General features: G+C 69.1%; 18 protein-coding genes and 1 riboswitch. Of the genes, 7 read left to right on the top strand and 11 right to left on the bottom strand.

Features of this window, described 5'->3' with window-relative positions; genetic code table 11:
• Positions 1-25 precede the first annotated feature (25 nt).
• Complete coding sequence (locus tag VGD28_RS10975) at positions 26-1,666, bottom strand: ArnT family glycosyltransferase (protein WP_331028383.1); 1,641 nt, start codon at positions 1,664-1,666, stop codon at positions 26-28.
• Positions 1,667-1,695: 29 nt separating this feature from the next.
• On the opposite strand from VGD28_RS10975, the gene rfbF reads away from it, so the two are divergent.
• The gene (gene rfbF / locus VGD28_RS10980) at positions 1,696-2,469 is read left to right on the top strand and encodes a glucose-1-phosphate cytidylyltransferase (RefSeq protein WP_331028384.1); all 774 of its coding nucleotides are present in this window, start codon (positions 1,696-1,698) and stop codon (positions 2,467-2,469) included.
• Positions 2,466-3,533: a CDP-glucose 4,6-dehydratase gene (rfbG, locus tag VGD28_RS10985; protein ID WP_331028385.1), complete on the top strand. Its 1,068-nt coding sequence runs from the start codon at positions 2,466-2,468 to the stop codon at positions 3,531-3,533. Before rfbF ends, rfbG begins: the two co-directional genes overlap by 4 nt.
• Positions 3,534-3,624: 91 nt before the next feature.
• On the opposite strand, the gene VGD28_RS10990 is transcribed toward rfbG, so the two are convergent.
• From VGD28_RS10990 to VGD28_RS11035, 10 genes are all read right to left on the bottom strand, one after another.
• The gene (locus tag VGD28_RS10990) at positions 3,625-4,608 is read right to left on the bottom strand and encodes a class I SAM-dependent methyltransferase (protein ID WP_331028386.1); all 984 of its coding nucleotides are present in this window, start codon (positions 4,606-4,608) and stop codon (positions 3,625-3,627) included.
• On the bottom strand, positions 4,605-5,012 hold the full coding sequence (locus VGD28_RS10995; RefSeq protein WP_331028387.1) for a GtrA family protein: 408 nt from the start codon (positions 5,010-5,012) through the stop codon (positions 4,605-4,607). The genes VGD28_RS10990 and VGD28_RS10995 overlap by 4 nt, the downstream gene beginning before the upstream one ends.
• Positions 5,013-5,337: 325 nt before the next feature.
• On the bottom strand, positions 5,338-7,161 hold the full coding sequence (locus VGD28_RS11000) for a thiamine pyrophosphate-binding protein (RefSeq protein WP_331028388.1): 1,824 nt from the start codon (positions 7,159-7,161) through the stop codon (positions 5,338-5,340).
• Positions 7,158-8,171 carry an NAD-dependent epimerase/dehydratase family protein gene (locus VGD28_RS11005; protein WP_331028389.1) on the bottom strand — a complete coding sequence of 338 codons (1,014 nt, stop codon included), beginning with the start codon at positions 8,169-8,171 and terminating at the stop codon, positions 7,158-7,160. Before VGD28_RS11005 ends, VGD28_RS11000 begins: the two co-directional genes overlap by 4 nt.
• Complete coding sequence (locus tag VGD28_RS11010) at positions 8,168-9,460, bottom strand: hypothetical protein (RefSeq protein ID WP_331028390.1); 1,293 nt, start codon at positions 9,458-9,460, stop codon at positions 8,168-8,170. The genes VGD28_RS11005 and VGD28_RS11010 overlap by 4 nt, the downstream gene beginning before the upstream one ends.
• The gene (locus VGD28_RS11015; protein WP_331028391.1) at positions 9,457-10,386 is read right to left on the bottom strand and encodes a glycosyltransferase family 2 protein; all 930 of its coding nucleotides are present in this window, start codon (positions 10,384-10,386) and stop codon (positions 9,457-9,459) included. Before VGD28_RS11015 ends, VGD28_RS11010 begins: the two co-directional genes overlap by 4 nt.
• Positions 10,383-11,486 carry a capsule biosynthesis protein gene (locus VGD28_RS11020; RefSeq protein WP_331028392.1) on the bottom strand — a complete coding sequence of 368 codons (1,104 nt, stop codon included), beginning with the start codon at positions 11,484-11,486 and terminating at the stop codon, positions 10,383-10,385. The genes VGD28_RS11015 and VGD28_RS11020 overlap by 4 nt, the downstream gene beginning before the upstream one ends.
• Positions 11,483-13,300 carry a polysaccharide biosynthesis/export family protein gene (locus tag VGD28_RS11025; RefSeq protein WP_331028393.1) on the bottom strand — a complete coding sequence of 606 codons (1,818 nt, stop codon included), beginning with the start codon at positions 13,298-13,300 and terminating at the stop codon, positions 11,483-11,485. The genes VGD28_RS11020 and VGD28_RS11025 overlap by 4 nt, the downstream gene beginning before the upstream one ends.
• Positions 13,301-13,500: 200 nt before the next feature.
• Positions 13,501-14,331, bottom strand: coding sequence for an inositol monophosphatase family protein (locus VGD28_RS11030; RefSeq protein WP_331028394.1), 831 nt, complete (start codon positions 14,329-14,331; stop codon positions 13,501-13,503).
• Positions 14,332-14,335: 4 nt separating this feature from the next.
• Entirely contained in the window at positions 14,336-15,151 is an 816-nt protein-coding gene (locus tag VGD28_RS11035) for an aldolase/citrate lyase family protein (protein ID WP_331028395.1), read from the bottom strand.
• Between the two features lie 337 nt (positions 15,152-15,488).
• Here VGD28_RS11035 and VGD28_RS11040 point away from each other — a divergent pair, with 337 nt between their 5' ends.
• The 5 genes from VGD28_RS11040 to VGD28_RS11060 all read left to right on the top strand — a co-directional run bounded on the left by VGD28_RS11040 (position 15,489) and on the right by VGD28_RS11060 (position 22,633).
• Entirely contained in the window at positions 15,489-15,962 is a 474-nt protein-coding gene (locus VGD28_RS11040) for a M23 family metallopeptidase (protein WP_331028396.1), read from the top strand.
• A gap of 136 nt (positions 15,963-16,098) precedes the next feature.
• The gene (locus tag VGD28_RS11045; RefSeq protein WP_331028397.1) at positions 16,099-16,614 is read left to right on the top strand and encodes an RNA polymerase sigma factor; all 516 of its coding nucleotides are present in this window, start codon (positions 16,099-16,101) and stop codon (positions 16,612-16,614) included.
• A 33-nt stretch (positions 16,615-16,647) separates the two neighbouring features.
• Positions 16,648-17,607 carry a FecR family protein gene (locus VGD28_RS11050; RefSeq protein ID WP_331028398.1) on the top strand — a complete coding sequence of 320 codons (960 nt, stop codon included), beginning with the start codon at positions 16,648-16,650 and terminating at the stop codon, positions 17,605-17,607.
• A gap of 25 nt (positions 17,608-17,632) precedes the next feature.
• On the top strand, positions 17,633-20,083 hold the full coding sequence (locus VGD28_RS11055; protein WP_331028399.1) for a TonB-dependent receptor domain-containing protein: 2,451 nt from the start codon (positions 17,633-17,635) through the stop codon (positions 20,081-20,083).
• Between the two features lie 268 nt (positions 20,084-20,351).
• Positions 20,352-20,578, top strand: a riboswitch (cobalamin riboswitch).
• 198 nt (positions 20,579-20,776) lie between these two features.
• Positions 20,777-22,633, top strand: coding sequence for a TonB-dependent receptor plug domain-containing protein (locus tag VGD28_RS11060; protein ID WP_331028400.1), 1,857 nt, complete (start codon positions 20,777-20,779; stop codon positions 22,631-22,633).
• Positions 22,634-22,660: the final 27 nt, after the last annotated feature.

Raw genomic sequence — 22,660 nt, forward strand, 5'->3', positions numbered from 1 at the left:
CCGCCGCCGTGACGAGGTTGATCAGCTAGCGCAGCTCGAGGATGTGGACGACCGGTCCGCCACGGACGCCTGCGGCCGGACGAATGACGGCCCGCACCCGTCCTCCCGCCGCGATTGCGCGATACGCCTCCCATTGCGCGCCGAAGCGCTGCCGGTCGTCGTGATAGACCTGATAATGGGTAAAGATTGCATAGTCGGTGTGGCAGCTGGGCAGCTGGGCGCGATCGACGTGCCCGATATCGACCACGGCGCGGCCCGAGCGTAGCGTTTCGACGCGGGAATAGCTGATCCGCCCCGCCAGCAACGAAACGGCATCGACGCAACCCGCCGCGCCGAGCGGGAAGCGTAGCGTCCAGCCGTCCTGAAGCAGGTCGAACGCGGCATGCTCGACCAGGATGGTGCTGCCGCGCGGCGCATTGGCCCTGATCCATGCGGCGGCGACCTGTCGGGTGTCGTTCAAGCGCTCGGCCTGGCTCGCGCGGGTCGCCATCGCCATCGGGATGAGAAGCAGCGCGATGGCGGCGGCCTCGAACGCGGGAATGCGGCGCTTGAACCGCTTGCGCAGCCAGTCGCCAAGCGCGCAGATCGCTGCGGCGGCGGCGAGCGCAAGAAAGGGCAGCAGGGGGACGACCCACCGCTCCCAGACGAGCGCGCGCGTCGCGATGACGAGGCAGAATGCGGCGACCCCGGGAACGACGGCGATGAGCGCGCGGCGGTCGCGCAGGGCGAGAACGCTTCCGGCAGCAGCGGCGATCAGGCCCGCTGCACCGAAGGATTCGAGCAAGGGACCGCGTGCATACCAGCCGAGATTGGCGAGGAATCCGCCGCCGGTGGCGCCCGGATGCACCGGTCGCGCTTCGCCGCCGAGATTCTGCGCGACCGTGGCATAGTCGAGCAGCAGGAACGGCGAGACGGCAAACAGCGTCGTGGCGGTTGTGCCCGCCACCACCACCAGCGGTCGCAACGCCCTGTGCTGCGGCATGCCCCGCGCCACCGCAGCGGCGATCGGGCTGAGCACGATCAGCGCTGCTGGCCATTTCGTCGCAATGCCGAGCCCGACGAAGATCCCGGCGGCCGCGTGATCGCGCAGCCGCCCCCGCTCCAGAATGTCAAGCGAAGCCAGCGTTGCGAGCAGGACGAAGACGGTCATCTGCACGTCGGTGCGGATGAGTTGCGAATATTCGACATGGGCCGAATTGACCGCGAGCAGTGCCGCCGCCGCCAGCCCCAGCCGCTCGCCGCCCAGCCGCTTGCCCAGCCGCCAGGTCAGCGAGACGCACAGCACGCCGCACGCGACGAAGAACAGCCGCGCGGGCAGGAACAGGATCGACGGATCAGCATAGGCCGCGGCGACGAAGGCATCGAGATCGGCGAAGCGGCCGGCGAGAATACCTATTCCCGCCACCGCGGCGATCACCAGTGCGATCGCATAGAAGGTGAGCGTCGCTGGATGCCCGAACCAGCCGGGATTGGGGTTGCCGCTGCGCAGCATGTCGAGCGCGGTCATCATGAACAGCGGCTCGTCCGGATCGTTGAGCGCAGGCAGACCGAAGGTGGCGCCATGGATGCGCAAGGCGGCGGCGACCAGCAGGATCAGCAGCAATGCCGCATGGCGGGTCCAGCGCGTCTGATCGCGGTTACGGGGCGGGATGGTCGGGTCCGTCATGGTGTCGAATGGCATGACGTGGAGTGACGATGCGAACCGTAATCCTGGCCGGCGGCCTTGGCACCCGGCTCGGCGAAGAGACGGCCGTTCGGCCCAAGCCGATGGTCGAGATCGGCGGGATGCCGATCCTGTGGCACATCATGAAGATCTATTCGGCGGCGGGGTTCAACGACTTCGTCATCTGCCTGGGATATAAGGGTTATCTGATCAAGGAGTTCTTCGCGAACTACTTCCTCCACACCTCCGACGTGACGATCGACCTGCGCGGCGGCAACGGGATGGAGGTGCATCACGCACGCAGCGAGCCGTGGCGGATCACGCTGGTCGAGACCGGCGCATCGACCATGACCGGCGGGCGGCTGAGCGCGATCCGGCCGTATCTGGAGGATGGCGAGCCTTTCTGCTTCACCTATGGCGACGGGGTGGCGGACATCGACATCGCCGACCTGGTAGCCTTCCACAAATCGCACGGGCTGCGCGCGACGATCACCGCGGTATCGCCCCCCGGGCGCTTCGGCGCGCTCGAGTTCAAGGGCACGCAAGTCACTGATTTCAAGGAAAAGCCTGCCGGTGACGGTGGGCAGATCAATGGCGGGTTCTTCGTCGCCGATCCCTCCGTCCTCGACCTGATCGACGGGCCCGAGAGCGTGTGGGAGCAGAAGCCGCTGGAGACGCTGGCGCGGGGCGGCGAGCTGATGGGATACCGCCACGACGGCTTCTGGCAGCCGATGGATACGCTGCGCGACAAGCTGTACCTCGAAGAGCTGTGGAACGGCGGAAATGCGCCGTGGAAGCGCTGGTGAGCGGGTGGCGCGGGCGCCGGGTGGTGGTCACCGGGCATACCGGATTCAAGGGCAGCTGGCTGAGCCTGTGGCTGCATTCGATGGGCGCGGAGGTGACCGGCCTGGCCCTCCCCCCGCCGACCGAGCCGAGCCTGTTCGAGGCGGCGCGGATTGGAGAATTGGTGGAACATGTCGTGGACGATGTTCGGGATTACGCCGCGGTGCATTCCACGTTCGCCAGGGCAAAGCCGGAACTTGTCTTCCACCTCGCCGCGCAGCCGCTGGTGCGGCAGTCCTATTCCGACCCTGTAAGTACATATGCGACCAATGTGATGGGCACCGTGCATGTGCTCGAAGCCGCGCGGCAGGTCGGCGGGGTACGGGGCGTGGTCTGCGTCACCAGCGACAAATGCTATGCCAACCGCGAGTGGGTGTGGCCCTATCGCGAGAGCGATCCGATGGGCGGGCACGACCCGTACAGCAGCAGCAAGGGCTGCGCCGAGCTGGCCGCGGCATCGTGGCGCAGCTCGTTCTTCGGGGACGACGGCCCTGCCCTCGCCACGGTGCGCGCGGGCAACGTCATCGGCGGCGGCGACTGGGCCGAGGACCGGCTGGTTCCCGACCTGATCCGCGCGTTCGAGGCGGGCGTAGCGCCGCTGATCCGCGCGCCCGATGCCGTGCGCCCCTGGCAGCACGTGCTGGAGGCGCTGGGCGGATATATCGCGATCGCCGAGCGGCTGATGGCGGGCGACCGCAGCTTCGCCGATGCATGGAACTTCGGCCCGTCGGACGACGATGCGCGGCCGGTGAGCTGGATCGTGGAGCGGATGCGCGCGGCCTGGGGTGACGGCGAGGCGCCGCTGCTCGACAGCGGGCCGCGGCCGCACGAGGCCGGGCTGCTTCGGCTCGACAGCTCCAAGGCGCGCGCTGCGCTGGGCTGGCGCCCTGCCCTGACGCTCGACCGTGCGCTGGAATGGATCGTCGACTGGCACAAGGCGGTGGGATCGGGTGAGGGCGCACGCGCCGTCACCCTTGCCCAGATCGCCGATTACGCCGCCGCTTCGGGGATGCGGGCGGCTGCGTGAACCCATTCAAATCCCGCCAGGGGGAGGTGGCACGCGCAGCGTGACGGAGGGGGAGGACTCCCAACGTCTCACCGAGGTTCCTCCCCCTCCGTCAGCCTGCGGCTGCCACCTCCCCCTGGCGGGGGAGGATAGAATCCTCGACGTCGTTGGACGCGGCTTCGGCCTGGGCCGGTGCCTTGGCCAGCGTCAGGATATTGCCGAGCTTGAGGCCCACCGGGACCGGCGGCAACGGCACGCGCCCGACCCGGACTCCCGCCGCCCATGCCGCCTGCCGCACGAGGAAATCGAGCGGGAAGACGTTGCGGCTGCCCTCGACATGCACATCGCCGAACCCGGCGCGGCCGAGCAGCGCCTTCATCGTCGACGGGCGATAGAGCTCGGGATGCTGGAGGCAGAAGGGCGGCCAGCGATTGCCCATCACGCGGCGCAGCAGCGAGCTTTCGTCGTGCGTGACGATCATCAGCGTGCCGCCGGGGCGCAGCTTGGCACGGATCTGCCGCAGCATCGCCAGCGGATCGAGCAGGTGATCGAGCACATGCACCATCACCGCAAGGCCGACCGAGCCCTCGGGCACAGGCGAGAGATCGTCCATCTCGGTCGAAAGCCGCGCTTTTCCGCGGCCCGCAGCGGCGCGCAACTGGTCGTGGATCGCAACGTTCGGCTCGAACAGCCAGAAGCGATCGAAACCGCCATGCAGCGCCGCTTCGCGCACGATATGGCCGACATCCGGGCCGATCTCGAGATAGCCGCCACCCAGCCCGCCCTGCGCGGCGACGCGGGCGAAATAGCCCTGCTGCGTCGCGACGATCGCGGCATCGCCGACCGCATCCATGTTGGGCGCCATGCGCGCATACAGCTCGCCGAGCTGATCGGGCGTGAAGAACACGGGGTTGTAGAGCTGCCCGCAGTCGTCACAGCGATGATAGGAGAAGAAGCATTTCTCCTTGAACAGGCCGGCCCAGAAGGGGCGCAGCTGGTCCAGCGTCATCGTCTCGGCGGCCTTGCCCGCGCGGACCTCACGGCTCGCATTCGAGGAACCGCAGGCGGGGCAGTTGCGGTGCAGATAGTCGGTCATCGGGGTCTCTCCGCAGCCCGGAAGGTGACGCGGCTATGCCAGAACCAGCTCGTCACGATGATGACGAGCGCGAAGCCGAGCTGGGCGATGATGGGCGGGACGCCGCCGATCTCGACCAGGATCGGCAGGATGATCCAGTTGGCCGCATAATTGGCGAGGTAGAAGCTGGCGAAGGCGCCGAATTCGCGCGCGACATTGCCGCGGGTGCGGAACACGCCGAGCTTGTAGGTGGTGAAGGCGAAGCACAGGCTGACCACCTGCGCGATGCCGAGCGCGATGAGATAATGGGTATGGAACGCCGGCACCGCCCATAGCAGCAGCGGATAGATGCCGAGACCGAACACGGTGTTCGCGATGCCGGCCGCGGCGAAGCGCAGCGGGCGTTCGGCGTGTCGGGCGATCATGGCAGCTCTCCCTGCGAAAGCAGCGGGCCAGGGTGGCGGGGTTCACCGCTTGTGGCCGTGGGCTCCTGCTTTCGCAGGAGCACCGCAGTCTGCGGCGATTCGAAATCCTCCCCCGCCAGGGAGTGTCGGGTTGGATTGCCCCCGGCAATCCAAGCCCGTGCCGGGGGCACGGGCGACCCGATACTGTGGCAGGCGCAGCCTGACGGAGGGGGAGGACGACGACCCACTAGGGGCGGGAGTCCTCCCCCTCCGTCGCCTTCGGCGCCACCTCCCCCTGGCGGGGGAGGATCGAGTGACGGAGGAGGGGCGATGGGAGCCGTGCCCATCACGAGTCCTCCATCAGCGGGATGCGCATGTTGGCGGCGAGCACGTCGCGCGGGAGGAAGGGCGAGAGATCCTCGAGCGCGGGCGAGGTGATGCGGCCGTCGGGATGCGCCTTCGCGCCGAGCTTGGGCGCAAAGCCGACATGCTCGTCGATCACCAGTTCGCACAGGACCGGGCCGTCGGCGGCGAGCGCCGCGGCGATCGTGCCGGGCAGGTCGTTGTGCGATTCCGCGCGGAAATAGGCGAAGCCGAACGCCGTCGCGACCTTGCCGAAATCGGGAAAGGTGACGTTGCTCTTGGGCCCGCCGCCGACCTCGACCCCGTTGAAGAAGTTGCGGTGAGTCTGGAAGATCGAGACATAGCCGCTGTTGTTCACGAGGAAGACCTTCACCGGCATGTTGTAGCCGGCGATGGTCTGCATCTCCTGGATGTTCATCATGATGCTGCCGTCACCGGCGATGGCGATGATGCGCTGCTCGCCATTGGTCGCCGCCCACACCCCGATCGCGGCGGGGAGATCATAGCCCATCGTCGCGCAGCCGGAATTGGTCCACAGGCGCTGGCCCTGCTTGAGGTCGGCGGCCTGGAAGCTGACCACGCAGGCGCTGCCGTTGCCGGTGACGACGATGTCGTCGTCGCCGAGCTGAGCGAACAGCTCGTCCATCGCGACGTATGGATGGATGCTCGGGCCGTGGTCGCGATATTCGGGGAGCACCGCGGGGAAGCGAGGGCCGCGCTCGCGCGCCCAGCCGAGCCATTCGCTGTGCGCCGCAGTAGGGCCGGCATAGGGGCGCGACAGCAGCGCGGGGATGAGATCGGCGAGATCGGCGACCACGGGCATGTCCGGGATGACGGTGGGCTTGGCGAGCTCGACCGGATCGATATCGACCCAGATCTTGTAGGCTTCGCGCGCGAAGCTCTTCCAGTTGTAGCTCACCTGGCGGATGTTGAGGCGGCTGCCGAGCACCAGCAGCAGGTCCGCACTCTGGGTGACCATGTTGCCGCCGCGGTCGCCGACCGTGCCGGGACGGCCGCAATAGAGCGGATGGTCGTTCCACAGCACGTCGTGCGCGTTCCAGCCGGTGACGACCGGGACGCCGAGCCGATCGATCAGCCTGAGGAAATCGGCATGCGCGCCGGACAGCCGCACGCCGCCGCCGGCGAACACTACCGGGCGCTGCGCGGCGGCGAGCTTTGCCAGGATCGCGTCGGCGGTGGCGTCGAGATCGGTGGCCTGCCACGGCTGCTCCAGCTCGGCCGGGTCGAAGCCGGGCAGCAGGTCGCCGGGGTCGATCTTGGCCGCCTGGATGTCGAGCGGGATGTCGAGCCACACCGGGCCGGGGCGGCCGGTGGTGGCGAGGTGGATCGCCTTTTCCAGATGGTAGCGGATCGAGCGCGGATCGGTGACCATCGTCGCGTACTTCGTTACCGGGCGCACCAGCTCCTCGATGTCGAGTTCCTGGTCGCCGAACTGGCGCAACGGCAGGCCGGTGTGGCGCACCGTGGTCTCGGTCTTCACCTGGCCCGAGATGACGAGCATGCCGATCGAATCGACATAGGCGCCATAGACGCCGGTGATCGCGTTGGTGCCGCCGGGGCCGGAGGTGACGTTGACCACCGCGAGCCGGTTGGTGAGGCGGTAATAGGCCTCCGCCGCCATCGCCAGCGCCTGCTCGTGATGGGTGAAGGTGGTCTTCAATGACGGATGCGTGCCGAGCGAGTGGTTGAGGTGCATCGCCCCGCCCCCGGTCAGCATGAAGACGTCGCTTATGCCGCGTTCGGCCAGCGTATTGGCGACCCAGTCGGAAAGCTTGACGAGATTCATGGAGTCCATCCGTAGTGAAGCGCGGTGCGGCGGATCGCCTCGTCGAGGTCGACGGTGGGGGCGAGGCCGAGGTCGCGGCGGAGCTTGGCGGTCGAGGGCACGTAGCGGCCGGGGTTCCAGCCGGGATCGGGGCGGCCGAGGATATCGACGCCGGGGCCGCCTAGGATCGCGGCGGTGCGGCGCGCGAGATCGGCGATCGAGACGGCTTCCTCGGAGCCGAGATTGTAGGTCTCGCCGGGGCGGCCTTTGAGGAGCAAGGTCCACAGCCAGACGGTGAGATCAGCGGCGTAGAGATAGGAGCGGACCGCCTGCCCCGATCCTTCGACGCGGATCGTCGCGCCGGCCATCGCGTCGCGGATGAAGTTGCCCGCGGCGAAATGGATGTCGAGCGAAAGCAGCGGGCCGAGCAGCGCGAAGATGCGCGCGCCGACGACCTCGAGGCCGAACTGGCGGGCGTGGATCGCGCAGAGCATCTCAGCGGCGCGCTTGCCCTCGCCATAGGCCGAGCGCGGATCGCGCGGATCGGGGCCGCCGTGCCAGTTTTCGGCGACATGGGCGATCTCGGGCGGCTGGGCGCCGTAGACCGCGCCGGAGCTGAGGTAGAGGAAGCGGGTGGCGCCGCTGGTGCGGGCGAAGTCGAGCGTGCGGCGGGTGCCGGTGACGATCGTGTCGAACATGCGCAGCGGATCGCGCGCGTTGAGATCGGCGCTGGCGTCGGTCGCGGCGTGGACGATGTGGGTGAAGTGGCCCCTGGGCGGCTCGAAGCGCATCACGTCGCCGGGGAGCAGGGTGAGACGGCCGGCGAGGTGCGGTGCCTTGTCGGCGAAGGCGGCTGGGTCGCGGGTCAGCACCACAACCTCGGCATCGACGTCGGCGCGGGCGAGCGCTTCGAGCATCCAGCGGCCGATGAAGCCGGTGCCGCCGGTGATGAAGATGCGCGCGCCGGTGAGCCGCGGCCACAGTGGGGCGAGCGCGGCGTTCACCGCTTCGAGATCGCGGTCGAGGATCATGCCGGGCTCAGCCCGAGCACGGGTCGGTGGGCGCGATGCGCGCGGACGCTCTGTGCGATCGTGTCGAGCGCGAGCGACCAGACGAGGAGCGCGATCACGCCGGGGCGCACGAAATGACCGATGGTGAGGCCGAAGGCGGGCTCCACAGGACGCCCGCTGAGCCAGCTGGTGGTCGACAGCTCGAGGATGGTCGAGAGCGGGAGGTCGCCGACCAGGCAGAGCAGATAGGCGCAGACCAGCGCGACGATCGGGCCGGGACGGCGCCACGGCTCGAGGAAGACGAGGAAGATCAGGAAGGTCTGGGTGTAGCCGCCGGGCGACTGGGTGACGAGATAGGCGCCGAGGAGCAGCGCGGCGATGCGCTCGCGCGGGATCGCGCCGGGCTGGAGCCAGGCGGCGAGCAGGGCGGCGAGCGCGATCCCCTGGGTGGCGCGGATCACGGTCGCGGCGGCGAGGATGATCGTGTCGACCGTTTCCGACGAGACGAACTGGAGCAGCGGGATCGGCGCCTTCTGCACCAGCATCAGCGGGGCGTAGCTGGTCGAGTAGTTGATCTCGCCCCACACCTGCCCGCTCTGGAACACGACCCAGTTGGCGGTGTTCGAGACGATCTCGCCCGGGGTCCCCGCGCCGACCAGCGCGAGCGTGACGAGGTAGAGCAGGACGGTGGCGATGCCGGCGAGCTCGAGCGGGCGCCAGTCGCGCTTCACCGCATGCGCGAGGACGGGGAGCAGGAGGTAGGGCTTGAAGTTGATCGTGGCGGCGGCGGCGAGCGCCCTGCCCCAGCCTTCCCGCAGCAGCGGGCCGTGCGCGAGGACGAAGCAGGCGAAACCGGCGAGGATCAGATTGCCGCGCTCGAGCGTGAACAGCAACGGCAGGCCGAGCGCGAAGGCGATGGTGCGCATCGGTGCGGTGGCGCGGTCGAGGCGGCGCAGGCTCAGCCAGACCAGCGCGACGTCGAGGACATAGAGCGCGTAGATCGTGGTGCGGCCGAGCCAGTCGCAGTCGCGCGCGTGGAAAGGCGACTGGAGGTAGCAGCCCGACAGGCTGAACGTATCGAGGAAGACGAAGGACAGCGGCGGGTAGATCGTCCGCCACACGTCGTAGGCGCCGGGATTGTTGGCCCAATAGGCGGTGTTGAACCAGTCCATGAAGGTGTCGTTGGTGTCGAACACGAACGGCTGGGGCAGATAGCCGGTGCGGTGGAAGAAGGCGGCGCATGCGATCAGGCTCGCCACCACCGCGGCGGCGAGCAGGATCTCGGGGAGGAGGCGCAGGCGCGATGTCACGGGAAGTTGATCCGCTCGGCCTCGATCACGAGGGGCACGTTGCGCGTGCGCTCGGAGATCAGGCGGACCTGCTCGCCGATCAGGCCGAGGAAGAGGAGCAGGACGGCGAACATGCCGGTGACAGCTGATGCTGCGAGCAGGGCGAGGCCGGGTCCGCCGAACAGCGCGGCGGCGAAGGCGGCGAGCAGCAGCAAGAGCGCGGCGGCGGCGGCCCAGAAGGACAGGATGACGGGGAGGCGCAGGAGGGACTTGGCGGAGCCGGCGAGGCCGGAGAGCGCGAAGGCGAAGAGCGTCGCGAAATCGTTCTTGCTCTCCCCCGCGGCGCGCGCGGGCCGGTCGAAGGGGACGACCGCCAGGCGGAATCCGCTCTCGACCAGCATCGCGCGGAAGAAGGGCTCGGGCTCGTTCCAGCGGGCGAGCGTATCGACCACCTTGCGATCGAACAGGCCGAAGCCGGTGGCGCCGGGGACGACGGGCGTGTCGCCGAAGCGTGCGAGGAAGCGATAACCGTGCTTGCGGGCGAGGCCGAGCAGGAGCGAGGTGCGCTCGCTGCGGCGTTGGGCGAGGACGATCTGCGCGCCCGCGCGCCACTGCGCGACGAAGACCGGGATCATCGCGGGCGGATCCTGGAAATCGGCGCCCATGCCGATCACCGCCGCACCCGCAGCCTGATAGATGCCGTAGGTGGGCGAGCGCATCTGGCCGTAGTTGCGGTTGTTGAGGATCGCCCGCACGCGCGGATCGGCGGCGCACAGTTCGCGCATGATGTCGCGCGTGCCATCGGTCGAGTCATTGTCGATCAGGATGATCTCGTGGCTCGCCGTGCAGTCGCCTGCCGCCGCGGTCACCTCGGCGACGATGTTCCGCACATTTTCCGCCTCGTTGAAGCAGGGAATGACGATCGACAGCTCCGGTGACGTGGTCACGGCTCGGCCCGTTTCCACAGGCGGATGCCGGTCGCGGGGGCATAGACCTCCGTGAACAGCGCGAGCGCGATCACCAGTGCGAGCAGGGCGACGGCGGAGATGTTGAACTTGCGGTCGTCGTCGAGGCGCGGGGCTTCGACGATCTGGACGTCGGTCGCGGTCTCGGTGGCGAGCGTCTCGACCGCAACCTCTTCGGACGAGCGCGCATAGACCTCGTACAGCGCCTGCGCGAAGCGATAGTCGCGGTAGAGGTTAAGATACTCGCCCGAGACTTCGGTGAGGCCCGCGACGTTGGGTCCGGCGGGGCCGGTGCCGGGGCGGGCGCTCTGCGCGATCTGGGTGCGCAGCTGGGCGACCTCCGAGCGGACCGCCATCAGCTGGGGGTTCTCGGGGCCCTGGAACTGCTCGAGCGTGCTGAGCTCGACCAGCTTGGCCTGGAGTTGCGCCTCGAGCCCGGCGCGCAGCGAGAGGGCGGAGCCGAGTTCCGCCTCGGGCACGGCGAGGTTGTTGCGGCGGCGGAAGTCGCCCAGCGCTGCCTCGGCCTTGACCACCCTCCCCGCGGCTTCCTTGAAGCGGCGCTGCACCACCGCCTGCTTGCGCTTGACGCGATCCTCGCCGAGCGCGGTCAGCCGGTCGCTGATCGCGCGGACATAGGTTTCGGTCAGGCGCTGGGCGAAGGCGGGGTCGTGGGTGCGCACCTCGACCTCGACGATGCCGCCGGTGAGCGAGTGGATGTCGACTCGCTTGGCGAGCGCGAGACGGGCCTTCTCGACGCTGGGATATTGTCCCGAGCCAACGAGGTTGAGGCGCTGTATCACGCTGTCGGTCACCTCGGTCCCGCGTCCGATGGCGAGGTAGAGATCGACCGGGGTCTTGGCCCCGCCGAGCAGCGCGGCGAAGCCCTGCATCTGCCCGCCCACGGCATTGGTCATCGAACCGAGGCCGATGGTGCTGCTGTCCTGCGGCACGACTTTCGCGCGCGCGACATAGGGGCGCGGGACGACACAGAGGACGGCCAGCACCAGCGCCAGGAGCACATAGGCGATGCGGCGGCGGCGCGGATCGCCGATCCACGCGCCCATCTTCCGGATCGCACTCATCTGACAATCGACGCGATCGAGGCGGCGCCGACCAGCCCGCCGAACAGCGTGCCGGTGATGTCGCGCAGCCGCGCCCAGAACTCGCCGCGATTGGCCTCGATCGGCACATAGATCAGGTCGCCGGGCAGCGCGGGTGCGCGCAGCACGCGCTTGCCGTCGGACAGCACGGTGCCGTTGGCGCGGACGACGAAGACCTCCTTCTTGTCGCCGAGCTTCTGCACGCCGCCGGCCGAGGTCACGTAATCGCCGATCGTGCTGCCCGCGCGATAGACGAAGGACGCCGGGCTGGGCACCGCACCAAACACGCCGACCGTCACCGGGCGCGCGGGCACATGGATCGTATCGTTGTTCTCGAGGATCAGGTCTGCGGGCAGCGACGGCGCATCGACCGGCAGGTCGAACACCAGCCGCCCGGTCGGCTCGCGCTTGCGCAGCTGATCGACGATCGAATCCACCAGAGCGAGGTTCGACGGCTGGATCAGCTGGGCACGATTGACCGAGGTCGCGGGCTGCGCGGTGAGCTGAAGCTCGACATCGTCGATCGCGCGATCGAAGCTCTCGCGCTGCTGGCGCTTGACGCTCTCACGCGTGATCACGCTGGCATAGGGAAAGGCATGCGAGGTCAGCCCGCCCGCCGCCGCGACCACCTCGGCCATGCTGGTGCCGGGCTTGAAGTAGTAGCGGCCGGGCTTCGCGACCTCGCCGCTGATCGTCACCAGCACCGATTGCTGGCCCAGCGGTCGGGCGAGATCGACGTTGGAGAGCACGCGCAGCACGTCGCCGCGCTGCGCCTTGCGCACCCTCGCATCGGCGGCGCTAACTTCGGTCCAGCCGGTGGCGGAGCGCGCGAGCGAATCGAGCATCATCAGCCGTGTGCCGTCGGCGACCGTGCTGATCCCGCCGGCATAGAGCAGCGCGTCGGAGACGGTCTCGTTCGGGGCGATCTCGAAGATCGCCTCGCGATTGACGCTGCCGATCACCGCGACCTGATCGCCCGCCGGGGCGATGAAGAGGACGTCGCCATTCTGGAGCACGGCGTCGCCACTGCGATCGCCGCGCAGGAGCAGATCGTAGAGGTCGAAATCGGAGATCAGCTTGCCGTTGCGGCGCAGCTGGATCGAGCGGAAGCTGCCGCCCTCCGACGGACCGCCCGCGGCGAGCACCGCATTGACCAAAGTGGAGAGGCTGCCGACATTGTACGCGCCGGGCCTGGCCGCGAAGCCGGTGACATACACCGTCACGCCGCGCAGCTTGCCGACCGCAATCTCGAGCGTGAAGCCGCGATATTGCCGCGCGACCTGGCGCTCGATCACGGCATGGACATCGCCATAGCGCACCCCGCCGACGCGGATCGCGCCGACGCGGGGGATGAAGATGCGGCCTTCGGGATCGATCGTCAGCCGCAGGCCCGAGGCCTGCACCGAACCGGTGAGGCCGAGCACCAGCTCGTCGCCCGGGTTGAGGCGATAGTCGGCGGGGACGGCGGCGACCGGCGGGACAGCAAAGCCCTTCGCCTCGGGCAGCAGCAATTCGGTGCCGAAGCGGCGCAGCGGCTTGCCCGCGACCTGTGAGACGAAGCGCTCATATTCGCTGGGCGGGCGGGGTGCGGAGAGCGGCGCTTTGGCTTCGGGCTCGGGCACGGCGGCGGCCTCGACGGGCGCGGCTTCGATCGTCTGCGGACGGTACGGGACGATCTCCGCCTGCGGCACCGCAATCTGAGGCGTGCCGGTGACCGGCGCGGCGCTGCCCTGCGCGCCCGGGGCGACCGGCGAGGCGAGCTGGGCGAAGGCGGAAACAGGGAGCAGGATCGCCACCGCCGAGACCGTGGCAAGTGCATTTGAACAGATCGATCTCAATCCTCCCCCGCCAGGGGGAGGTGTCAGCCGCAGGCTGGCGGAGGGGGAGGAGGCGACAACGCCGGTGGGGGTTCCTCCCCCTCCGTCACGCTTCGCGTGCCACCTCCCCCTGGCGGGGGAGGATAAGATCGAACTTGGGTACACCTTCGAGAAAAGCCTCATGCCGCACGGGTTTCCATGTCGATCAACGCGCCGCCCGGCACCAGCAGCAGCTCGGCGGCGGCGTCCCAGTGGCGTGCATCGGCGGCGGCCAGCAGGCCGGGGCTCTCACCGCCGACGCGATAAGGCGTGCGATCCCAATGGGTGGCGTGGCCGCCCGCCTCGGTCAGGAACAGCACGCCCGGCGCATGATCCCAGGGCAGGATGCGCTGGAACAGCGCGACGTCGTTGCTGCCGAGGACGAGGCGCGGATAGCTTTCGGCGGCGCAGCGCGGGATCGGCACCTGCGCGAAGCGGCGGCGCGCCGAGGCGTGGACGCGCTCACGCCGCGCGGCGCTCATGAACTGAGTCGCCAGCGCCGCGACCGGCCGGTCACCCCGCGTGGTGCGGGCACTGACGCGGACGTCGTCGCAGGTCGCGCCCTTGCCGCGCTCGGCATGGCACAGCCGCCCGCTCTGCGGATCGAGCATCCAGCCGGCGAGCGGCACGCCATCCTCGACCAGCGCGACCATCATCCCGAACGGGCCATGGCCTGCTGCGAAGTTGGCGGTGCCGTCGAGCGGGTCGATCAGCCACACCAGCCCCTCACCCACGCCCTCGAGCAGCGAGGGATCGCGCGATGCCGCTTCCTCCCCGACGATGCGCGCGGCGAGGCCGAGCGCGGCGAGGCCGTCGCTCAACCGCAGCTCGGACTCGCGGTCAGCGGTGGTCACCACCTCACCCGGACTCTTCTCGACGATCTCGTCCGCCGCAAGCGCGCGGAAGCGCGGCATCACTTCCTGCGCGGCGACGCTGCGCATCAGCGCGGAGACTTCGTCCTTCAACGGCATCGGTTCAGGCCGCCACGCTGGCCAGCTTGGCCAGGGCAGCGGAGGTGCCGGCGCGCTCCTGCATCATGCGGATGCGTGCCGAATCCTCCTCGGCGGCGGCGCGATAATAATCGCGCTTGTTCTCGAGCCAGGCGAGCTCGAACGCGACCGCGTTGGCGATGCCGGCGTCGATGTCGGCGGCGTCGGCGGCGGCGCCGTCGAACACGATCTTGCGCGTCTCGAAGCGATCGAGCCGGATCCTGCGGAACTCGCGCAGTGCCGGAACCGCCTCGGGCGAGACCGATCCGCCGACGACCAGCTCCAGATCATTGTCGGCGCAGGCCTGCGCCACGATCAGCACCGCATCGCTGATCTCACGCGTGTTGACCGCCTTGCGCGGCAGGCCGCGCGAGAGGGTGAAGTCGACCCGGCCGAAGACGATGCCATCGACGCCCTCGGCAGCGAGCGGGAGCATCGCATCGAGATTGCCCAGAGTCGCCTCGGTCTCGAGGTTGAACAGGAACTTGGCGCTGCCGGCCTCGTCGCCATAGGTCTTGTTCTTGGCGTCGATGTACTTGGACAAAGCGTAGCGGGTCTCGACCATCGGCGCGATGATGTGGTCGACGCCATAGAGCCGCGAGGACAGGAGGTCCGACACGGCCTCGCACCCGCCGATCTTGAGCGCGACCGAGAGGTCGGCGCGGCGGGCAAGCTCGAGCAGGCGGAGGAACTCGTCGGGACGGGTGCCCTCGGCCTCGAACTCGGCCTTGACGGCGACCACGCCATATTGGTCCCGGCCCTTCTTCAGCATGTCGAGCATGCGGCGTTCGGCGGAATTCATGGGCGGGTCTCCTTGGGCTGCAAAGCATTTACTGATGCCTGGCGAGACGGAGCGGGGCGCCGCATTCCGCAATCCGCGGCCCCGGACAAATTTTCTGCGGCAGGCCATGCGGGTTCGTCCGCGCGGCTCCGTCTTGCGGGCGATGCCCGGCTTTTTTACCCCCGCGATGCCATTGGCGCTCTCATTGCTAGCGAGCCCCGATGCCGTCGAACCGGACATCATCGAGCTGCCTCGCGCGAACGGCCCAACCTATCGCGCATGGTCAGCCACACGGCCGGAACTAGCCCCCGGTCCAGCCGCCGGCGCGTCGGCCCCCAAAAAAGGCGCGCCGGCGGCATTGCCGTTCATCTCCTCCCGCTTCGGCCGCCGCGCCGATCCCTTCCACCGCGCCGCGCGGATGCATTACGGCATCGACATCCCCGGACGCGCCGGAACCCCGGTGCTGGCAGCGGACGGCGGCGTGGTCCGCTTCGCTGGGCGCGCGGGCGGCTATGGCAATCTGGTCGAGATCGCGCATGCCGATGGCCTCGCGACCCGCTACGGGCATCTCGCGCGCATTCTGGTCCCGGCCGGTGCGACGGTGACGCGCGGCGAGACGATCGCGCTGATGGGCTCGACCGGTCGCTCGACCGGCAATCATCTTCATTTCGAGCTGCGCGCCGGTGGCCGCGCGCTCGACCCGCTGCCGCATCTCGGCGGGACGGTCGAGCGCGCCACCGCACCGGCACCCGCTCGGGCGCCGACCCATCGGTCCGCATTTGCGCGCGCCCGCGACGCGCATCAGCCCGAGGAGCGCGGATCTGAGCCTTGACGACACACTCGCGTCCCGTGAAGACTCGATGCCCGACCTGCAATCCGCCCGTTTTGACGGCGCTCCGGGAACCATTCCCGCGCGCGGCAAGAGGGACGGATTCGCATTCCGTACGCAACAAAGCTACCGGGCGGCCATGACTTCGGACGAAGCGGTCAGCGGACTCCAGCGGGTGATCCTGAACGAGCGCAGCCGCTTGCTGCGCTTCCTTGTCGCGCGCGGCGCCGGCGACGAGGCCGAGGACGTGCTGCAAGACCTGTGGCAGCGCGTCGCGGCGGCGCCGAGCGAGCCGATCGCCGATTCGATATCCTATCTGTTCCGGGCCGCCGAGAATTTGATGCGCGACCGCCGCCGCTCGACCGTGAGCCGCGCGCGCCGCCAGCAGGAGTGGCACGAGGTGAGCGTGCCCGAGACCGAGGCGCCCAAGGGCGAGCGCGCGCTGATCGCGCGCGAGCAGCTGCGCCGCGTCGAGACCGCGCTCGCCGAGCTCGGCCCGCGCACCGATCACGTCTTCCGCCGCTACCGGCTCGACGGGGTCGGGCAGGCAGTGATCGCGCGTGAGCTCGGGATCAGCCTGAGCTCGGTGGAGAAGGACCTGCAAAAGGCTTACCGCGCGCTCGCGCAACTGAAGGCGGCATTCGATGCGGATTGATCGGGGCGAGTCCGTCATGAGGGCGATATGACGATGGAATCCAACGCCCTGCCGACGCCCGGGATCGCGGAAGCCGCCCGGCTATGGGCGATCCGTGCGAGCGATCCGGGCTTTTCCGATTGGGACGGCTTCATGCTGTGGCTGGAAGAGTCCCCTGCCCACCTCGCCGCCTATGAAACCGCGTTGGCGGAGGCGGACGAAGCGGCGGAGCTGCTCGCCAGCGCGCCCAGGCCCGCTTGGCAGCCCGAGCCGGACGCCGGCTACCGGCCGCCGCGCCGCCGCTGGCTCGCCGGCGTGGCAGTCGCAGCAGCCGTGGCGGGAGTCGCCGGCTGGGGGCTGATCGATCGCGGTCATTCGCCCGAGCTGATCGCGACCGCGCCGGGCGAGCATCGCACGGTCGAGCTGGCCGACGGGTCGCGGATCATCCTCAACGGCAGCACCCGCATCACCATCGATCGCGATGCGCCGCGCCATGTCGAGCTGGCGCAGGGCGAGGCGCTGTTCGAGGTGAAGCATGACGAGGCCAACCCGTTCCTCGTCGTCACCGGCAACACCAGGCTGCTCGACGCGGGTACGGTGTTCAACGTCGTCGCCGAGGGCGGTGCGCTCGATGTCGAGGTCGCCGAAGGTGCGGTGATCTATCAGCCGGGCGCCGGACAGGTGCGGCTCGACGCGGGCGACGGCCTGTCGCGCGCACGCGCCGGCGCGCTGCCGGTGCTGCGCAAGGCGGCCCCGCAGAATGTCGGCGGCTGGCGTGCGGGCGCGCTCTATTACGATCGGGCGCCGCTCGACCGGGTGGCGCAGGATCTGACGCGCAATCTGGGGCGCACGGTGAAGATCGAGGGCCGCGGCTTCGCGCCCTATACCGGCGCGCTGATGCTCAACGGAAGTGCGGAGGACGTGCTCGCCCGCGCAGCGCCGCTGCTGGGCGTGCGGTTCACCGCACAGGGAGAAGGATGGGTAATGTCACCTGCCAATGGTCCGCCGCGCTAGCCCCTTTGCCCTGATCCCCATCCTGATGGCGTCTCCTGCGATCGCGCAGGAGCGGGCGGCGGAGATTCGCTTGCCCGAAATGCGCCTCGACGCCGCGGTGCGCCTGCTCAGCCAGCAATCCGGCGCAAGCATCGGCTTCCGCGATCCCGCCCTTGCCGCGGTCCGCGTGAAGCCCGTCCGCGGCCGGCTGAGCGCCGGCACCGCGCTCGAGCGTGCCCTGCGCGGCACCGGCGCGCGCGCCCGCCAGGTCGCAGCCGCCACCTATCTGATCGAGCGTGCGCCCGCCGTCGCCAGGCCAGCGCCGCGCCCGGCCCCGCCTCGCCCTGCCCCGCCGCCCTCCGAGCCGGAAGAGCCGGTCGAGGTGGTCGTCACCGCCACCAAGCGCGACATCCCGCTCGGCGCCTATCCGGGCGGCGTGCAGATCATCAGCGGCGACAGCCTGTCGGCGGCCGACGGGCTGCAGGGCACGGGAGCGATCGAAGCGCGCATCGCCAGCGTCGTCTCCACCCATCTCGGCCCCGGCCGCAACAAGCTGTTCGTGCGCGGCATCGCGGATTCGAGCTTCGTCGGCCCCACCCAGGCGACGGTCGGGCAATATTGGGGCAACAGCCGCATCACCTACAGCGCGCCCGACCCCAATCTGCGCCTCTACGACGTGCAGAGCATCGAGGTGCTGGAAGGGCCGCAGGGCACGCTCTACGGCGCGGGATCGCTCGGCGGGGTGGTGCGCGTCGTGCCGCGCGCGCCCGACCTGCGCAGCGTCGAGGGTTCGGCGTGGGGCGGCGTGACCGGCGTGCAGCACGGGCAGCCGTCGGTCGACGGCGGCGCGATCGTCAACGTGCCGCTGATCGGCGACAAGCTCGCCTTTCGCGGGCTCGCCTTCGGATCGGTCGAGGGCGGCTATATCAACGATCTCGGCCGCGGGCTGCGCGACGTGAACCGCGTGCGGACGATCGGCGGGCGCGGCGCGCTGCGCTTCGATGCCGGAGACGGCTGGCTGCTCGACCTGACCGGCGTGGGCCAGAAGATCCGCGGCGACGACAGCCAATATGCCGAGCGCGGCGCCGGCGACCTTGCCCGGGTGAGCAGCATCGCCCAGCCGTTCCGCAGCGACTATTGGCTCGCCGACTTCGTCGTGCGCAAGCGCTGGGACGATCTCGAGCTCACCTCATCGCTCGGCTATGCGCGCCAATATGTGTTCGAGATGTTCGAGGGGCAGGCGCTGACCGACCCCGGCGCGCCCGACGTCCGCCCCGCGCTGGACTCGCCCGGCACCGGCTATTCGCAGGCCAACCGCATCTCCATGCTGACCTTCGAGACGCGGCTGGCGCGGCGCGGGCCGGACGGCACGGGCTGGCTGGTCGCCGCCAGCCTGCTACGCAACGACGCCCGCGTCGAGCGGCGCATGGATATCGCCCCCACTCTCGCGGCGGCAAGCGGCGCGCAGGTTGGAAACCCCGGCAATGTCGTGACGCCCAGCCGCGGCTATGTGTGGTCGACGGCGATCTTCCAGCCGATGACCGGCGTCACCAACAAGGTCGACGAAGCCACGCTCTATGGCGAGGCGACGATCCAGCCGATGCCGCGCGTCACGCTCACCCTGGGGTCACGGCTGACCCATGCGAGCCTGTCGGGCCGGTCGGAGGACGTGCTGGAGACGCTGGCCTATCGCAACGATCCCGGCGCGCGCGGCAGCCGCAGCGAGACCCGGCTGCTCCCGTCCGCAGCGCTCGCGTGGCGGCCCAATGATCGCCTGACGCTGTTCGCGCGCTTCCAGCAGGGCTTCCGTCCGGGCGGAATCGCCGTGCGGCAGGACTATGTGCAGCGCTTCGAGGGCGACCGGGTGACGACGCTGGAGGCAGGCAGCCGCTATGCCGGCGACCAGTTCGATCTGTCGATCAGCGGTTCCTGGACCAACTGGAAGCATATCCAGGCTGATCTGATCGACGGCTTCGGCTTTCCCACCACCGCCAATATCGGCGACGGCGAGGTGTTCTCGCTGGGCGTCGCCGGGCGCTGGCGCCCGGTCGACGGGCTGGAGATCGACGCCTCGATCTACCTGAACGACAGCAGCGTCACCCGCCGCGACGTGATCCTGCTGCCGATCGACGCGCCCTCGATCCCTGCCGACCGCCTGCCCAACGTCGCCGACGCCACCGGGCGGCTCGGCTTTGCCTATACCGCCGAGCTCAGGTCCGGCGCGACGCTGACGATCGACGGGCACGCTCGCTATGTCGGCCAGTCGACGCTGGGCATCGGGCCGATCCTCGAGCGGCTGCAGGGCGACTATCTCGACACGGCGCTGGAGGCGCGGATCGGCGACCGGCGGCGCGGGATCAGCCTGTCGCTGACCAACCTGCTCGATTCGCGCGGCAACCGCTTCGCGCTGGGATCGCCCTTCCTGATCCGCGATCGCGACCAGATCACCCCGCTGCGCCCCCGCAGCATCCGGATCGGCTTCGACTGGAATTTCTAGCCGCGGCAAGCTCCGGATTGCGGGTGGTGAGGTGGTTTGAAGCTCGCGCCTCACATTCCTGTTCGTCATTCCCGCGCAGGCGGGAATCCATTCATCCCCACGACGAGGATCGAGCTTCAACGACAGGGCGAATGGATCCCCGCCTACGCGGGGATGACGGGCATCAGAGTTGATATCTCTCAACTTACCTCACCATCCCCTTGCGACCCCCGTTGGCAATCGCCGCGATTGCGCGTAGGGGCCGCCGCGGACGCCGGGAGAAATCCGGTGTCCCTTGATCGCACCGGTGCCCCGCAAGGGGCTTAATATGGGAATGCGGTGCGGATGGGCCTCCCCATCCAAATCCGCGGCTGTCCCTGCAACTGTGAGCGGCGAGCGAGATGCGCTGGCTTCCCTTTCCCGAGGAAGCAGCCACTGGACCGAACCGGTCCGGGAAGGCCGCGCATCGAGCGATGACCCGCAAGCCAGGAGACCTGCCGGTGCGGGTCGCTCTTGCCGTGGTCCAGGGAATGGCCAGGGCACGGTTTCTCTCCGTCTGAGCGACGAACCATGCGGCGGGGCCGCACGGTCACGCCTGTGCGGGTGCCTCCAGCGTCCGTCCGCACGCGCGTGCCGGCCGTTCGTTGACGCGATCCGGCAGGTCCCGCCTTCCAGTTGCTCGACGCGGGGGGATTTGATGTGAGCTACCGTTATTTGACCATCTTGCTGGCCGGCGCCGCTGCCCCGGCCCTTGCACAGGAGCAGGCGCCCGCTTCCGGCGACGATGTGGTGATCAGCGCCAGCCGCGTGCCGCTGACCGCGCGCGAGGTCGGCAGCGCCGTCTCGGTGATCACCGCCGAGGACCTGCAGCGCGAGCAGGCCTTCTTCGCCAAGGACATGTTCCAGGACCTTGCCGGCGTGCAGATCAGCTCCGACCGCCCCGGCGACGCCAACAGCGTCAGCATCCGCGGATCGGACAATGATCAGGTGCTGTTCCTGATCGACGGCATCGAGCTGGGCGATCCCAGCTCGACCAGCACCCAGTATCAGACCGATCACCTGACCACCGCCGATATCGCGCGGATCGAGGTGCTGCGCGGCAACCAGAGCTCGCTCTACGGCTCCGACGCGATCGGCGGCGTCGTCAACATCATCACCAGGCGCGCCAGGGAAGACGGCTTCCTGGTCAGCGCACAGGGCGAATATGGATCGTTCGAGACGCGCAGCGGCGCCGCCTCGATCCTCGGCAAGAAGGGCGCGCTCGATTTCCGCGTCACCGCCAGCGGCTACAGGCATGACGGCCCGTCGCTGGCCGATCCGGCGACCGGCACGGCGGCGGAAGAGGACGAATATTGGCGCTACGGCTTCAGCGGCCGCGTCGGGCTTGCGGCGGCGTCCAACATCGATCTGCAGCTCATCGGCTTCTGGCAGGATGCGCATTCGGACCTTGATGCCACCAACGGCGACAGCCTCGACACGGTGCGCAAGAAGGAATGGGCCTATGCCGGCCAGGCCAGCTTCCGCAGCGACGACAGCGCGCTGCGCGCGAACGCGACGGCGAGCCGCTATGTCGCCCAGCGCCGCTATTTCGGGCAATGGAACCGTCCGGAGGGCGACCTGTACGAGGGCACCAAGGACGTGCTCGCGCTCAACGCCAGCTACGACAAGGGCGGAATCTTCGGCGTCGCCGTGGGCGGCAATTACGAGGAGGAATATACCGACCAGCTGACCAGCTTCTCGGGTGCGCTCGACGCCAGGGTCACGACCAGGTCGGCGTTCGCCGAGCTGGCGCTGCGACCCGTTACCGGCCTGACGATCACCGGTGCGGCGCGCATCGACGACAATAGCCGCTTCGGCAGCTTCGACACCTATCGCGTCACCGGTGCCTATGTCGTCGAGGACGCGATCGGCGGCGGCGACGTCAAGCTGCGCGCGAGCTACGGCTCGGGCGCCAAGGCGCCGGGCCTCTACCAGCTGTTCGACCCGAGCTACGGCAATCCCGACCTCAAGGTCGAGACGAGCGAGGGCGGCGATGTCGGCATCGACTTCAACTTCGGCTCGAAGTTCAGCGCGCAATTCTCCTACTTCTTCGCGAAGACTCGCAACGAGATCGTGTTCGACGGCGCCCGCCCGCCATTCGGCGGCTATGCCCAGTTCGGCAAGACGCGCAAGTCGGGGGTCGAGGTCGCGTTCGATGTCCGTCCCACCGGCTGGCTGACGATCCGCCAGAGCTACACCTATCTCGAGGCCGAGCAGGATCCGCGCGAGAATGGCGGCTGGGTCGATCTGGGCCGCCCGAAGCATTCGGGCAGCACCTCGATCACGCTGACCCCGGTCGAGCGCCTCTCGATCGGTGCCCGCGCGCGCTATCGCGACCGCAACGCATCGAGCAGCTTCTCGCCCGCGACCAAGGGCTATGAGGTGGTCGACCTGCTCGCATCCTATGGGATCACCGGCAATGTCGAGGTCTATGGCCGCGTCGTGAACCTGTTCGATAAGCAATACCAGATGAGCTACGGCAAGAACGCGCTGGGCCAGAGCGCCTATGGCGGCGTTCGCCTGCGCTTCTGAACCCTTGGGGGAGGTGGTCGCCCGCCT

Source organism: Sphingomonas sp., from assembly GCF_036402235.1.
GTDB lineage: Bacteria > Pseudomonadota > Alphaproteobacteria > Sphingomonadales > Sphingomonadaceae > Sphingomonas.